Origin of the sequence: Nitrosopumilus adriaticus (assembly GCF_000956175.1) — an archaeon.
In the GTDB taxonomy this organism is placed as follows: domain Archaea; phylum Thermoproteota; class Nitrososphaeria; order Nitrososphaerales; family Nitrosopumilaceae; genus Nitrosopumilus; species Nitrosopumilus adriaticus.
In genome coordinates this window covers 120,290-133,358 of sequence record NZ_CP011070.1, presented here as the reverse complement: position 1 = coordinate 133,358, position 13,069 = coordinate 120,290, and the positions used below count along the sequence as shown (strand labels likewise).

The 13,069-nt window shown below is 32.7% G+C and carries 15 protein-coding genes; 9 read left to right on the top strand and 6 right to left on the bottom strand.

The window, feature by feature from the left end; all coding sequences use genetic code 11:
- Positions 1-4 precede the first annotated feature (4 nt).
- The 6 genes from NADRNF5_RS00765 to NADRNF5_RS00745 are packed head-to-tail and all read left to right on the top strand — an operon-like array spanning position 5 to position 4,338.
- Positions 5-769: a 4-phosphopantoate--beta-alanine ligase gene (locus tag NADRNF5_RS00765; protein ID WP_048114706.1), complete on the top strand. Its 765-nt coding sequence runs from the start codon at positions 5-7 to the stop codon at positions 767-769.
- Positions 762-1,601, top strand: a complete 840-nt coding sequence (gene panB, locus NADRNF5_RS00760; RefSeq protein WP_048114704.1) for a 3-methyl-2-oxobutanoate hydroxymethyltransferase — start codon at positions 762-764, stop codon at positions 1,599-1,601. The genes NADRNF5_RS00765 and panB overlap by 8 nt, the downstream gene beginning before the upstream one ends.
- A complete protein-coding gene (gene coaBC, locus NADRNF5_RS00755) occupies positions 1,591-2,829 on the top strand; it encodes a bifunctional phosphopantothenoylcysteine decarboxylase/phosphopantothenate--cysteine ligase CoaBC (protein WP_192828365.1) in 1,239 nt (412 codons plus the stop codon). Before panB ends, coaBC begins: the two co-directional genes overlap by 11 nt.
- Positions 2,826-2,993 carry a hypothetical protein gene (locus tag NADRNF5_RS11210; protein ID WP_192828334.1) on the top strand — a complete coding sequence of 56 codons (168 nt, stop codon included), beginning with the start codon at positions 2,826-2,828 and terminating at the stop codon, positions 2,991-2,993. The genes coaBC and NADRNF5_RS11210 overlap by 4 nt, the downstream gene beginning before the upstream one ends.
- Before the next feature lie 6 nt (positions 2,994-2,999).
- Positions 3,000-3,845 (top strand): methyltransferase domain-containing protein, encoded by an 846-nt coding sequence (locus NADRNF5_RS00750; RefSeq protein WP_237089291.1) that lies wholly within the window; start codon positions 3,000-3,002, stop codon positions 3,843-3,845.
- 10 nt (positions 3,846-3,855) lie between these two features.
- Positions 3,856-4,338 carry a hypothetical protein gene (locus tag NADRNF5_RS00745; RefSeq protein WP_048114700.1) on the top strand — a complete coding sequence of 161 codons (483 nt, stop codon included), beginning with the start codon at positions 3,856-3,858 and terminating at the stop codon, positions 4,336-4,338.
- A gap of 2 nt (positions 4,339-4,340) precedes the next feature.
- Here the strand turns inward: NADRNF5_RS00745 and NADRNF5_RS00740 are convergent, their stop codons facing one another.
- Entirely contained in the window at positions 4,341-5,405 is a 1,065-nt protein-coding gene (locus NADRNF5_RS00740; RefSeq protein WP_048114698.1) for a M24 family metallopeptidase, read from the bottom strand.
- A 73-nt stretch (positions 5,406-5,478) separates the two neighbouring features.
- Between NADRNF5_RS00740 and NADRNF5_RS00735 the strand changes: the two genes are divergently transcribed.
- Together NADRNF5_RS00735 and sepF are read left to right on the top strand one after the other, a co-directional pair.
- Entirely contained in the window at positions 5,479-6,492 is a 1,014-nt protein-coding gene (locus NADRNF5_RS00735) for a DUF814 domain-containing protein (protein WP_048118628.1), read from the top strand.
- A 72-nt stretch (positions 6,493-6,564) separates the two neighbouring features.
- Positions 6,565-6,843: a cell division protein SepF gene (gene sepF, locus NADRNF5_RS00730; RefSeq protein WP_048114696.1), complete on the top strand. Its 279-nt coding sequence runs from the start codon at positions 6,565-6,567 to the stop codon at positions 6,841-6,843.
- Here the strand turns inward: sepF and NADRNF5_RS00725 are convergent.
- Both NADRNF5_RS00725 and psmB read right to left on the bottom strand, forming a co-directional pair.
- Positions 6,835-8,775 (bottom strand): beta-CASP ribonuclease aCPSF1, encoded by a 1,941-nt coding sequence (locus NADRNF5_RS00725; RefSeq protein ID WP_048114694.1) that lies wholly within the window; start codon positions 8,773-8,775, stop codon positions 6,835-6,837. The two genes, sepF and NADRNF5_RS00725, sit on opposite strands and share 9 nt — an antisense overlap.
- A 7-nt stretch (positions 8,776-8,782) precedes the next feature.
- Positions 8,783-9,415 carry an archaeal proteasome endopeptidase complex subunit beta gene (psmB, locus tag NADRNF5_RS00720; RefSeq protein ID WP_048114691.1) on the bottom strand — a complete coding sequence of 211 codons (633 nt, stop codon included), beginning with the start codon at positions 9,413-9,415 and terminating at the stop codon, positions 8,783-8,785.
- A 76-nt stretch (positions 9,416-9,491) separates the two neighbouring features.
- On the opposite strand from psmB, the gene NADRNF5_RS00715 reads away from it, so the two are divergent.
- Positions 9,492-10,556 carry a sn-glycerol-1-phosphate dehydrogenase gene (locus NADRNF5_RS00715; protein WP_048114689.1) on the top strand — a complete coding sequence of 355 codons (1,065 nt, stop codon included), beginning with the start codon at positions 9,492-9,494 and terminating at the stop codon, positions 10,554-10,556.
- On the opposite strand, the gene NADRNF5_RS00710 is transcribed toward NADRNF5_RS00715, so the two are convergent.
- The 3 genes from NADRNF5_RS00710 to NADRNF5_RS00700 are packed head-to-tail and all read right to left on the bottom strand — an operon-like array spanning position 10,553 to position 13,039.
- Positions 10,553-11,314: a peptidylprolyl isomerase gene (locus NADRNF5_RS00710; protein ID WP_048114682.1), complete on the bottom strand. Its 762-nt coding sequence runs from the start codon at positions 11,312-11,314 to the stop codon at positions 10,553-10,555. The genes NADRNF5_RS00715 and NADRNF5_RS00710 overlap by 4 nt on opposite strands.
- A 31-nt stretch (positions 11,315-11,345) precedes the next feature.
- Positions 11,346-12,503, bottom strand: coding sequence for a pyridoxal-phosphate-dependent aminotransferase family protein (locus tag NADRNF5_RS00705; protein ID WP_048114680.1), 1,158 nt, complete (start codon positions 12,501-12,503; stop codon positions 11,346-11,348).
- A gap of 41 nt (positions 12,504-12,544) precedes the next feature.
- Positions 12,545-13,039, bottom strand: coding sequence for a nicotinamide-nucleotide adenylyltransferase (locus NADRNF5_RS00700; protein WP_048114678.1), 495 nt, complete (start codon positions 13,037-13,039; stop codon positions 12,545-12,547).
- Positions 13,040-13,069 lie beyond the last annotated feature (30 nt).

The window sequence follows — 13,069 nt, the reverse complement described above, 5'->3', positions numbered from 1 at the left end:
TTGTATGTCCTTAATTCCAAAATCACATCCAAGAGCTAAATCATTATTTATTCGAGAGAAACTTGTAAAAGGATTTGAAAATGGATTAGTTGCAAAAGAAGGATTACTTGCTCAAGGTAGAGGTGAGGCCTTTGATTATCTTTTAGGAGAGAAAACAAGTAGGCTTGCAAAAAATGCAATTAGGGCTGCAGCAGCACAACTTCTACTTGCTGAAAGACCTGTCATCTCAGTTAATGGAAACATTGCAGCACTATGCCCTAAAGAAATTGTCAAACTATCAAAGCAAATCAAGGCTAAACTTGAGGTAAATTTGTTTTATGCAAATAAAACAAGGAAACAGGCCATCATCAAGATGCTCAAAAAATCGGGTGCAAAAGAGGTTTTGGGTTCAAATCCCAAGACATCTACAAAATTAGATGGAATAGATTCTGCAAGAAGAATAGTCGATAAAAATGGAATTTTTGCAGCCGACGTAGTTGTTGTACCTCTAGAAGATGGGGATAGAACGATGGCACTAAGAAATGCAGGGAAGATTGTAATTACTTTTGATCTAAATCCACTTTCTAGAACCTCGCATACTGCAAATATTACAATTGTAGATAATGTAACACGTGGAATAGATTTGCTAATTGAAGAATGTAAAAAACTCTCAAAGAGAAATAAAGATAGCCTTCAAAAAATTATTTATAATTTTGATAATAAAAAGAACTTGGCTGAAAATGTTATTCAAATAAAAAATAATTTAACAAGGAGAGCAAGAATTGCATAAATCAGTTCAAGATATTATCAATATGAAAAAAGAAAAGAAGAAAATTTCAGTTATTACTAGTTATGATTATAGTTTAGCCTCTCTTTGTGATAAGGCAGGAATAGATGTACTGTTAGTTGGTGATAGTGCTGGTATGGTGATGCTTGGATATGAGAATACGCTCAATGTTTCAATGGAGCAAATGTGTATGTTTACTGAAGCAGTAAGCAGGGCAAGAAAAAATTCTTTGTTAGTATCTGATTTACCATTTATGTCATATCAAGCAAGCATTGAAGATGCTATCAATAATTCTGGCAGATTAATCAAAGCAGGAGCAGATGCTGTAAAGCTTGAAGGTGGTTCTATAATGGCTGAGACAATTAGAGCCATTGTAGATATTGGAATTCCAGTAATGGGACATATTGGATTTCAACCACAAACAACAACACTTTCACAAGGATACAAAGTTCAAGGAAAAACAAAAGATACTGCAATGAAGTTGATTGAAGATGCAAAAGAGCTTGAAGATGCAGGTGTATTTAGCATTGCACTAGAAATGGTCAGTCATGAAGTTGCAGAAATAATTTCTCAAACAGTTAGTGTGCCAATTATTGGAATTGGTTCAGGTGTAGGATGTGATGGGCAAGTACTAGTCATTCAAGATTTACTTGGGATGTACGAGAAAATCAAACCCAAATTTGCTAAAAGATACATGAATTTATCTGAAGATATCATAAAATCACTTGAAGATTACAAAAATGATGTAATTTCAGGCAAGTTTCCTGCAGAAGAACATTGGTTTTCAATGGAAGAAGAAGAGTTGAAAAAATTACGTGAGCAAATTGGTGGTTAAGAAAAAAGATCACCCATCTCTTGATATCGTTTCATCAAAAGGTGTGGAGCTTTCAGGAAAAAAGATAGTTCTATGTGTTGCAGGAAGTGTTGCAGCTTACAAAGCAATAGAGTTAGCAAGACTATTGATGAGACATGGTGCTGATGTTAAATGTGTTGCAAGTAATGCAGTTACAAAATTGATACAGCCTGATTATTTTAAATGGGCTACTGGCAATGAAGTCATCACAAAACTCACTGGTGAATTAGAACATATCAAATTAGCTGATTATAAGCAATCAGATCTAGTAATTGTATATCCTGCAACAGCAAATACACTTGGAAAACTTGCAAATGGAATAGACGATACACCTGTATCAACAGTACTTACAGTAGGATTTGGATCAAAGATTCCAATTCTAATGTGTCTTGCTATGCATGAATCAATGTACGATAATTTAGCAGTTAAAAAAAATATCAAATTTCTAAAAAATAAAATTCAGTTTCTTAGTCCACAAATGGTTGAAGGAAAAGCAAAAGCTCCAGAACCAGAAGATGTTTTAGATGTTGTTTTAAGGAAATTTGGATTCACATCTATATTAAAAAATAAAAAAGTGTTAATGACTGCAGGCCCTACATTAGAATACATAGATCCAGTAAGAGTAATAACAAATCTTAGTTCGGGAAAAACTGGAGTTCTTTTAGCATCAGAATTAATTTCTGCAGGCTCTAAAGTTACTATTGTTTATGGACCAGGAAATGAAAAGCCACCAAAGGGAGCCAAAATAATCAATGTAAAAACAAGTAAAGAAATGTTTGATGCAACTAAAAATGAGTTAAAGAAAAAATTTGATGTTGTAATTATGGCAGCAGCTGCATCAGATTATACACCAGAAAATGTTTCCAAATCCAAGATAAAAAGTGATAAAAAATCTCTAATAATTAGGCTCAAAAAGGCCCCAAAAATCATAGATCTGGTAAGAAAATTTCAAAAAGATGCATTACTGGTTGGGTTCAAAGCAGAATCAAATATTTCAAAAAGTGCTTTAATCAAATCTGCTCAAAAAAGACTAAAAGATGTTGGTGCAAATATTATGATTGCAAATGATATTGGAACTAAATATCAAAAAAATCCTGATTATAATCAGATTTTAATAATTGATAATAAAAAAATTGTGTCTTCAGGATTAAAGAAAAAAGAAAAGATTGTAAAATTAATCAGAAAAGAAATTGAAAAAAAATTGAAATGAAAAACTCTGAGCTAAAAAAATTAATATCACAATACAAAGAACTTAGAGAAAAAAAGAAAAAGAAACATGTAGATAGTTTTAAAATTGAAGAAGCATTAAAAGAAATTGAACATAAATATTTCCATGAAACAGGAAGAACATTAAAATCAGATTTAATAGAATAGTCAAAGTTGCTAAATCAAAAGGCTCTCGAATACAAAAAAAGAAACATGACTATATGGAATGAGGTAGCACCGCGTTATCATAAAAGATGGGCAAGTGTGAGTGAAGGCCCTTTTCAAAGTACTTCCAAGTTGGTAGAATTAGTAAATATTTGCAAAGGGGATTCTGTGTTAGATGTTGCATGTGGGACGGGAGTTGTTACAAAAGAAATAAGGAAAAAAGTGGGAAGTTTAGGATATGTTGTAGGTGCTGACACATCTACTACTGCAATCAATATTGCAAGAAAATGGAATGATAAAAAACATAATTTAGATTTTTTAAACATTGATGCTGAAAATTTCAGCTTTTCAAAAAAATTTGACATCATTACATGTCAATATGGATTGTTTTTCTTTCCAAATGCCAGTAAAGCACTAAAAAATATGAAAAATAGCCTCAAAAAATCAGGTAAAATTGGAATCTCAGTTCATGGTAAAAGAGAAAAAGTTCCATTTTTTAGCAATATTTTAGATTCCGTAATTAAATTCATTCCGGATTACATACCACCAGGTTCTCCAGATCTAGACAGATTTGGTACAAAATCTGCGTTAAGAAAAGAAATCAGTAAAGCAGGATTCTCAAAAATTTCAGTAAAAGAATTTGTTTTTGATTATAGTCCTGGAAAATTTGAGAATTACTGGAATAATTATATGAAATACATAGCAAAACCACTAAAAGTGAAACTAAATCAATTGGAATATTCTAAAAGAAAAGAATTGAAACAGATGGTAAAGGAGAAAACATCTCAATATACAATAAAAAACGGAAATATTGTATTTCCTTGGCAAGTTTTAATTTTAACTGCAAAATACTAGGATTCAGGAAATGGTAAAGGAGAATAAGAAAAAAGAAGGAAAGCCAAAAAAGAATGATTTTAAATCATTTCTTAAGAAAAGAGCTCCAATTTATCTTGCATTAATTGCAATGCTAATTGTATTTGTAATTCCGGAATTAACAAAAGGAGATCTTGAAAGTAGTTTTCCAGAACTGACATCTGAAGAAGAACAAGTATTAGATATTCTAATGAATTACAATGGACCAAATGATTCTGGATTGACTGTAATGGATGCAATAACAAATAAAATTAGTGAAGAGTATCCTGATGAGAAAATTTTTGATCATAAAAAAACTATTGTTGATTTAACTATATCAAAAATAAATGATGAGGAATACAATATTTTATTAAATTTCAAATCATACAAAGGTGAATTAAATTATGATTGGAATGTAGAAAAAAGTTTAGGAAAAATCACATCAAACAATCAAGATTCAAAATACATTATTGATGTAGTAGATTTTTATGATTAGGCTTAAATTTGAACTAAATCTTTAGTAAATTTGTGCATAACAAGAGGTTTTTCTTTTACAATCAAAGAATCCTCGATACGAATTCCAAATTTATTTTCAATGTAAATTCCCGGTTCAACAGTAATTGCCATATTCTTTTCTAATTTTGTTTCACTTCTGTATGAAATAGTTGGTAGCTCATGCACTTCTAATCCAATTCCATGACCAGTAGAATGAATAAAGTATTTTCCATAATTTTTATTCTCAATGTATTTTCTACAAGCAAGATCTACGTCTTTACAATCTACATTTGGTCTTACAGCTTTTAGACCAAGTTTTTGTGATTCTTTAACAATCTCATATGCCTCATTAGCCTGTTGTGAAATTTTTCCTAGTGCAAAAGTTCTAGTTGCATCAGAGACATATCCTTTGTATCGTAGTGTTAGATCGGTTACAACCAAGTCACCTTTTTTGAATTTTCTTTGTGTCACTTGTGCATGAGGAAGTGCACCATTTGGGCCACCAGCAATTATCAGTGGGTTAAGAGTAGATTTGTATCCAGTATCAAACATTTCCTGTTCCATCGCATATGTCATCAGTATTGTTTGTAATTCAGATTCTTTTTGACCAACTTTCATCTTTTTCGAGCAAATATTGAACATTTCATCTATTATTTTAGATGCTTTTTTGAGAATTTTGATTTCTTTTTCATCCTTAATAATACGTGAATTGTAAAATGGTTCTAATGTTGGTTTGATTTTTGGGATTGATTTTTTCAGAGACATCATCACAGAATAATTTTGACAATCAGTACAAACTTGATTTTTTTTGATTTTATGAATTAAAGAAGAAATCAAGCCTGTTCCTCGTTCTGCTGTAATCACATCACAATCTTCAGATTCTTCTCTTGCTCTCCCAATTTCTAATTCTGGAGCAATAATTGTGGTTTTACCATTTTTTTCTAGTAATCCAATTGCTTCACCCCAAAATCCAGTCATGTAAAACAAATTTTCAGGCTCAAATGTTACTAGTGTATCACAATCGATCTTTTGAGCAAATTTTAGAAGATTCTTTCTTCTTTCTTTCATACAAGAATTACGCCCACATTCTCAATTTATGTATGATGTAAAGTTTGTATATGGAAAATTAATTTTGATCGCTGTGACAGAAGAAAAAGAAAAGAAAAAAGTTGTTGCACTACTATCTGGGGGTCTAGATAGTCAGCTTGCAGTTCGTATGATGCAAGAGCAAGGATTTGATGTTTCGGCTGTTGCAATAAAAACACCATTTTGTGATTTTGATTGTGGAAGAGGATGTGGATTTGAAATTAGAGAACGAGCTGATGATCTAAATGTTAATTTGAAAACTGTTTATCTTGGAGATGAATACATTGAGATGTTAAAGCATCCAAAACATGGAATTGGTGCAGGTTTCAATCCATGTGTTGATTGTAGAACTATGATGTTTGATGCAGCAAAAAAACACATGGAAGAAATCGGTGCTGAGTTTATCATTTCAGGTGAAGTATTAGGGCAACGTCCTATGAGTCAACATGCACCTTCATTAAGTATTATTGAAAAAGAATCAGGTCTTGTTGGAAAAATAGTAAGACCATTATCAGCTGGATTACTTCCAGAAACTGATCCAGAAAAAGAAGGATTGATCAAGAGAGAAAATCTTGGAATGATAAGAGGCAGAACAAGGCGAAATCAATTAGAAATGGCAAAGAAATATGGAATTGAAAATCCACCTAATGCAGGAGGTGGTTGTCTATTAACAGAACCACAATTTGGAGTTAAAGCAAAAGATTTGTTTGAACATGTTGAAACTCCAACGATAAATGATATTGATTTGTTAAAAATTGGAAGACATTTCAGATTAGATGAAGAAACAAAATTTGTTGTTGGAAGAAATAAAGATGAAAATGAAATGATCAAAGCCATTGCATTACATGAAGACATTTTGCTTGAAGCAAAAGATCATCTAGGACCAGTTTCAATTTTACGTGGTAAGAACGCAAAATCTCATGTAGAATTTGCAGCATCTGTAACACTAAGATATTCAGATGCTCCAAAAAATCAGGATTGGATTGTCACAGTAAAAAATAATGATATTGTTGAAGAAGTTAGTTCTCAGTGTGCTGAAGAGGAATCTTACATTAAATTTAGAATGTAGGCGTGAATTTTTTTAAAAATTAGTCAGAACTAAAGAAGAGTTTTTGAAGGAGTAGATCGGATTTTCAATAGGATGCAAAAACAAGAAAGTCCAACATATCTCAAGGCTATAACGATTAGAGACATTAGCGATGTTCATTCCATTAAGGAGGATATCAAAAAAGAGATGATTTTGATTTTGAGGGTTACACCATTAGCTCAGAAGGATGTGGATCAATTAAGAAAAGTTGTTGAAGAATTGTATTCTATTGCAAAAGCTGCTGATGCAGATATTGCAAGATTAGGTGAAGAAAGAATAATTGTTGCTCCATCTAACATAAAAATTTGGAAACCCGAGTACGATCTAAAATAATTTTATTGCTTCTTGGATTTGAGGATAATGAGCAGGTACTCTATACATTCGTCTAATATTCATTGCAAGATTTTCTGATTTTTTGCGTTCACCGTGATTAACAAGTACTCTTCGAAGTTTCGGTCTTAATCTTTGTACAAATGACATTAATTGGTTATAATCACTGTGACCACTAAATCCATCTAATTTTTCAACACCACAATTGATTGTAACAACTTCGACTTTACCTTCTTTTCCTAACATTGTTGCTTGTTTAGAACCATCAAGAACTCGTCTTCCTAAAGTCCCATTGACTTGATATGAAACAAATAACACTTTACTTTTTTTATCAGGTGCAATATTTTTGAAATATTCTAAAACAGGTCCACCTTCTAGCATTCCTGATGTTGCCAAAATAATACATGGTGAGTTTTCTCTCATTGGTTCTTCTCTAGCGTCACCATGTTCAATGTTTGTGAAATACTCTGAATCAAATGGATTGTCATCAGTCTCTAAGATTTTTTGTTTTAGTTCTCTTGCAAGATATTCAGGATATGATTCATGAATTGCAGATGCCTCAGATATCATTCCTTCTGTAAATACCGGAGCTTCAATCATTTCTCCTGATTTCATATAGTGATCAATTACCATCATAATTTCTTGTGCACGACCAACTGCGGGAATTGGAATCAAAACTTTACCTCCATCTGCTAAAGTATTGTTTACTGCATTAATGAAAGCAGATTCTACCTCTTGTCTTGTTGGCTGAATATCTTCTTTTAGGCCGTATGTACTTTCTATCAACAATGTTTCTACTCTAGGGAAATTCCAGCTTGCTGCTTCAAACAAAATACTTTTTCCAAATTTGATATCTCCTGAATAAACAAAATTGTGATCTCCATTTCCAATATGAAAATGACATAATGCAGAACCAAGTATGTGACCTGCATTTGCAAGAACCAGTTTAATGTCAGGGGAAATATCAGTTACAGTACCATATGGTAACGTAATAGTCTGTCTCATGATTTGTTTTACATCTCTTTCAGAATAAATTGGAGTTCTACCTTGAGCAGCAGCCACTTTGATTGCATCTAATTGAATCAGATTCATCATAGGGAGAGTTGGTTCAGTACAATAGATTGGACCTTTGTAACCATATTTGCACAAAGCCGGCAAAAATCCTGTATGATCCAAGTGTGCATGGCCAATGACTATTGCATCAAGTTCATCTAGTGTGATATCTAGAGAATCTAATCTAGGATATGCATCCATTGGAGAACGGGCGCCAGGATTAATTCCACAATCAATTAAGATCTTGCTTTCAGGCGTAGATAGTAATAATGAAGATCTTCCAACTTGACCAAAGCCACCAAGGGTATAAAGAGAAACTTCAGTTCTTTGGGTTAATCGAGGTCGAAATATTTCATCACCTACTTGTTTGAGTTGTTTGCTTCTCTCAGCAGATGATTGTTTGAGGGTTGCATTGATGGTTTGAATAGTTCTTGAGGGTATGGTGGTAGCTTTTCTAATACGCAATTTCCAGCCCATTTTTTCTGTTACTTCAGCATGATTGAACTCTTTTGCATTTCTTTGTAACAACCATGGCCTTTTTGCTTCAACTGAAACTTCGCCAGTAGCTGTATCAAATATTGTTCCTTGTAGCTTTGCTTCTTCTGGAACACATTCTGCAATAATTCTTCTAGCTTCATCTTCGGGTTTTCTAATTGATTCATCAGTTCTTACAACAATTCTTTTTTTGATAATATTTACTAGATTTGAAATTGTTTCATTGTTTTCCATAAGATATCTAGGAGAGTTTGTATAAAGTGCAATTCTTGGGCCTTCGTATTCTATTTTTGTAACGCTTGCCTCTTTTGGAATACTTTGCAGTATGGTTGCCATTATATTCTGGCTACTAGGAGGTAATTCTTTTTGTTGTTGTTTTCTTTGCATTAAATCACTAAAGTTCGATAACTGCTTTCTTTTGTTCATCTGTCAAAAGACGGAATCCATCTTTATCCATTATTGCGATGTTAATTCCATCGCCTGTTCCAATGTTTCTAACAATTGCAGCTTTTACAGCTCTGAGAGCTATTTTTTTTGCATCTTCTATGGTAAGATCTTCTCTATATTCTTCTTCAAGTAAACCATAAGCTACTGGTGAGCCACTACCAGTGGTAACATATGATTTTTCTTCAACTGAGCCAAACATATCAATATTAAATAAAGCAGGACCATTTGCATCATAACCACCAACTAGAATATCAGCCATGAACGGATAACCTCGGTTTTGATGGAATATCAATGAGCAAAGTCTTGAAAGTGAATGAATAGAAATTGGTCCTTGTTTTTCAACTCTATGAAGATTTGAATGATAACGTAAAATATCAACAATATTTTGGGCGTCTGCAACACCACCAGCCAAAGTCAATCCTGCGTGTAAATCAATTTTCTGGATTTTCATAGTGTTGTTATTTGCGATAAAATAGCCTGCACTGGCCCTCATATCTGCACATAAGACAACACCATCTTTAGCCTTGATACCTACAGTGGTAGTCCCGTGCAGAATTTTTTCTTCAACATTGTTTGACAAAAATACACCTTTTAAGATAAAGTGAATGGCATCTGACCCTTTTAAATAACTTTTTGATCACTTGAAATCATAAATAATGACAAAAAGTCAGGATCGCATGAAATCACATACCATGGAATTGCCTAGACAAATTGTAGTAGGTGAAAAAAACATCTCGGAATTCGGTGATTTTCTTCATAATCTTACGAAACCTAAGAAAGTATCTCTGATTTCAGGAATTCATGTAAAAAAAATTCTTAAAGAAAAAATTGAAAAATCATTAAAATCAAAAAAAATTCAGTTCGTTTGGCATTTATCAAAAGATAATCTGATTACTAGCCTAAATAAAATTGAAAAAGACGTCAAAAAAGATCATAGTGATATCGTAGCAGGAATTGGAGGAGGTCGTTCAGTTGATACTGCTAAAATGGTTTCTTTTAATTTGGATATACCATTTGTAAGTGTGCCAACTGCAGCATCACATGATGGAATGGCAAGTCCATTTGTTTCAGTTAAAACAGACAAGCCACATTCAATTGTAGCAAGTGCTCCCTTGGGAGTTTTTGTAGATATTGATATTATAAAAAAAGCCCCTACCAGATTACTTTCAAGTGGATGTGGAGATTTAATTGCAAATATTATTGCTGTAAAAGATTGGCAATTAGGTCATGAAAAAACGGGAGAGTATTATGGTAGATATTCAGCAGATCTGGCTCTAATGAGTGCAAATATTGTAATGGAGAATTCAAGTAAATATGCCAAAAAAGGACTTGATGCAAGAGTGATTGTAGAGGCTCTAATTAGTGCAGGAGTTGCATCATGTATTGCAGGAAGTAGTAGACCATGTTCTGGAGCAGAACATCTTTTTTCTCATGCACTAGATAAGATTGCCCCAGGAAAAGGATTGCATGGTGAAAAATGTGGATTAGGATCTATTTTGATTTCAAAACTTCAAGGTCAAGATTGGAAAAAAATTGTAAAGACTCTCAAAGACCTTGGTGCCCCAACTACTGCAAAACAGATTGGTTTAACAGAAGATCAAATTATAGATGCACTTGTAATCGCACAAGACTTGAGACCTGAGAGATACACTATTCTTAAAGAGGTAGAAATGACAGAACGAAAAGCAATGAATCTTGCAAAGAGTACTAAAGTAATTTAAGCGGTTTTTTGTTCGGGTGTTTTTTCAGTGGTTTTTTCAGGTGTTTTTTCTACTTTCTTTTCTTGAGTTTGTTTGTTAACATGTGTTTCAATGAAATTCACTTTTTCTAATGTTGGAACAAATTTAAAAACATCCAATTGTATAAAATGTTTCATTATTTGTAAACCATCAGCACGTAAAATTTCTTCAGGAATTGTAATACTTGCTTCTTTATCTTTTAATTCAAATGAAATTTTTGTATCCTCTACTGGTAATCTATTTTTTAGAATTCCATCAATTTTGTCATTTGGAGAATCAAGAGATTTAATTACATTAACATCAAACAAGATAGTTTTTCCGGCATACCGATGATTGTAATCTATTTGGACTCTACCAGAACCAATAAAACGAATTATTCCTCTTTTATTATCAACTTCAATTGTATCTCCAACAGAAACTTTCTCTGCATCTTCGCCTAGTTTTCTAAGTGGAATCATTCTCACCTTCCCAGAATCTCTTTCACCAAAACCTTTGTCGGGTGTTACTTCAACTGTGAGTTTATCTCCAACGGAAGTTTTTGCAAGTGCTTCATCCAATCCTTTTAGAACTGGATAAGAAACTTCACCAATCGAAACTAGTTTTGGTTGATACTTTACATTTTGTTCATGAATAGAATGTTTTTTTGCATCTTCCTCGATAGTGGTATCAAAAATCTCTTCAGTATCTTTTACTTTAGCAGTATAATCGACTAGAATTAATGAACCTTTATCGAAAGTCAATGGGATCGTTCTCGAATTTCCTTATATTAAGTTAACAAGATTTAGGAAGAGCTTTTAGTTTGTCTTCTGCTATCTTTAGACCTGCTTGTGCATCAGTGTCATAGCCCATCATAGATAGTGTTGATGCGATTCCAGAAATGCATCTCATAACATGATATCCATTGACTTCACCCATGCATCCAACTCGGAAAACTTTACCTTTTAGATTTCCAAATCCGCCTGCAACTAAAATTCTGAATTTTTTAGCTAAAGTATCACGGAATATTTTATCTTCTAATCCATCTAGATAATTTAATGCAATAACTACAGTTGAGCGTGAATCTTCTTTTGCAAATGGAGTTAATCCAATTGCAGATAATCCTGAATATAGTGCTTCAGAACAGATTCTATGACGCTGAATTCTTTGTTCTATTCCTTCTTCAAGCATAATTCTCATTGCTTCTCTATATGCATAAAGAACAGGTAATGCAGGAGTAAATGGAGTGTGTTTTGATTCATCATAATATTTGAAATATCTTGGTAAATTGAAATACATTGTATTTGGAGGATTGGCTTCCATGTATTTCCTAGTTCTTTGATTAACACAAATTGGTGAAATACCTGGTGGACATGCAAATGTTTTTTGTGCACCAGTCATTGCAATATCAATTCCCCATTTATCCATATGAAGTTCTTCGCCACCAACAATAGAAACACCATCTAAAACATAGTACGAATCATTTCTTGAAGTGAGGTCTTTAATTCTATCAAGATAATTAATCATCGTTCCAGTAGAAGTTTCATTCCAAACACAATAGAATGCTTTAACATCTTTATTATTATCAAAAGCCTCTTTGACTTGATCATATGTAGGAGTAATACCAGGTTCAGTTTCTATTCTGATTGTTTCACCACCTGCCCATTCTATTTGTTGGGCTAAACGAGTACTAAATTCTCCATTAACTGGGATGATAACTTTATCACCTTTTTTAATTAAATTTACAACAGAACATTCGACTGCACCAGTACCAGAAGCAGATAAACAAACTGCATCCCCTTGGGTGTCAAAAATTTTCTTTGTGTTGTTTACACATTCTTCATAAAGTTCAACAAAATCATCGCTTCTGTGATTAATTGATGGCGTAAACATTGATCTAGTTACACGTTCAGGAACGTTTGTGGGTCCCGGTAACATTACTAAATATTCCAATTATTATCTCCGAAGTGGGTTTTGTTGGGTGTTATTTATAATTAAAGAATTTTTAATCGATCTTTTCCATGATTGTTTTCTAAAAAATTTCTAGTTCCTAAAGGTACAAGATGCTGCCATTTTTGATCGCTAATAATTAGATCTCTTATATGAGTACCAGATAATTCATCCCTCTTCAAAAATGGAATAGAAATTACTTGAACGGTCCTTTTTGAATACAGATGTTTTGTTAATTCATCATTTGAGAAAATTATATCAAATTTAGGTACAATAGTATCTATTTTTTCAATCCATTTAACATGATTATCCAAATCTGGAATAAAATAAATTTCAATTCTGTTTTTCATAGAGTCATCAATTGAGGATAAGATCATTTCTTTACGTTCCTCAGCAGAAAATGGATTATTTTTTTCTGGAGATTTGTTAGAACTTCCCAATCCTAACCACAATTTATCAACTTTGGATAATGCAAACTGCAATGCTTCAAGATGACCCAAATGAAATGGTTGAAATCTCCCTATTAACAATCCATTCATACAAAAATATAGAAAATACCAGTGTAAAAA